This window comes from Mesocryomonas fontinalis, assembly GCF_055730125.2.
In genome coordinates this window covers 1-1179 of sequence record NZ_JBUZWG020000024.1, presented here as the reverse complement: position 1 = coordinate 1179, position 1179 = coordinate 1, and the positions used below count along the sequence as shown (strand labels likewise).

At 65.3% G+C, this 1179-nt stretch carries 1 protein-coding gene; it reads right to left on the bottom strand.

Annotation, left to right across the window (positions count from 1 at the left end; genetic code table 11):
* Positions 1–3: 3 nt before the first annotated feature.
* The gene (gene tuf, locus ACZL02_RS24345) at positions 4–1179 is read right to left on the bottom strand and encodes an elongation factor Tu (protein ID WP_472937513.1); all 1176 of its coding nucleotides are present in this window, start codon (positions 1177–1179) and stop codon (positions 4–6) included.

Genomic DNA, 1179 nt, shown 5'->3' with positions numbered 1-1179 from the left:
GTCTTACGCGACGATCGACGACACAATGCCGGCGCCGACGGTACGGCCGCCTTCGCGGATGGCGAAGCGCAGCTTCTCTTCCATCGCGATCGGAACGATCAGCGTCACGTCCATGGTCACGCTGTCGCCCGGCATCACCATCTCGGTGCCCTCAGGCAGCGTGCACACGCCGGTCACGTCCGTCGTGCGGAAGTAGAACTGCGGGCGGTAGTTGGTGAAGAACGGCGTATGACGGCCACCCTCTTCCTTCGTCAGGATGTAGGCCTCGGCCATGAAGCGCGTGTGCGGCTTCACGGTGCCGGGCTTGCACAGAACCTGGCCGCGTTCGACGCCCTCGCGGTCGACGCCGCGAACGAGCGCGCCGATGTTGTCGCCGGCCTGGCCCTGGTCGAGCAGCTTGCGGAACATCTCGACGCCGGTGACCGTGGTCTTCTTGGTGTCGCGGATGCCGACGATCTCGACTTCCTCGCCGACCTTGACGATGCCGCGCTCGACGCGGCCGGTGACGACCGTGCCGCGGCCCGAGATCGAGAACACGTCCTCGATCGGCATCAGGAACGGCATGTTGATCGGACGCTCAGGCGTCGGGATGTACTCGTCGACCGCCGCCATCAGCGCGCGGACGGCGTCTTCGCCGATGACCTTGTTCGAGTCCTCGAGAGCGGCGAGCGCCGAACCCTTGACGATCGGGATGTCGTCGCCCGGATATTCGTACATCGACAGGAGCTCGCGAACCTCGAGCTCGACGAGCTCCAGGAGCTCCTCGTCGTCGACCTGGTCGACCTTGTTGAGGAACACCACGATCGCGGGCACGCCGACCTGGCGGGCGAGCAGGATGTGCTCGCGGGTCTGCGGCATCGGGCCGTCGGCTGCCGAGCAGACGAGGATCGCGCCGTCCATCTGGGCCGCACCGGTGATCATATTCTTCACGTAGTCGGCGTGGCCTGGGCAGTCGACGTGCGCGTAGTGACGGGCCGGCGTCTCGTACTCGACGTGGGCGGTCGAGATCGTGATGCCGCGGGCCTTCTCTTCCGGCGCAGCGTCGATCTGGTCGTAGCGCTTGTACTCACCGAAGTACTTCGTGATCGCCGCCGTCAAGCTCGTCTTGCCGTGGTCGACATGGCCGATCGTGCCGATGTTCACATGCGGCTTGTTGCGCTCGAATTTGCTCTTTGCCAT

Excerpts from the sequence above, each read along its gene's own strand:
- tuf (WP_472937513.1), bottom strand. The coding sequence starts at position 1,179 with ATGGCAAAGAGCAAATTCGAGCGCAACAAGCCGCATGTGAACATCGGC.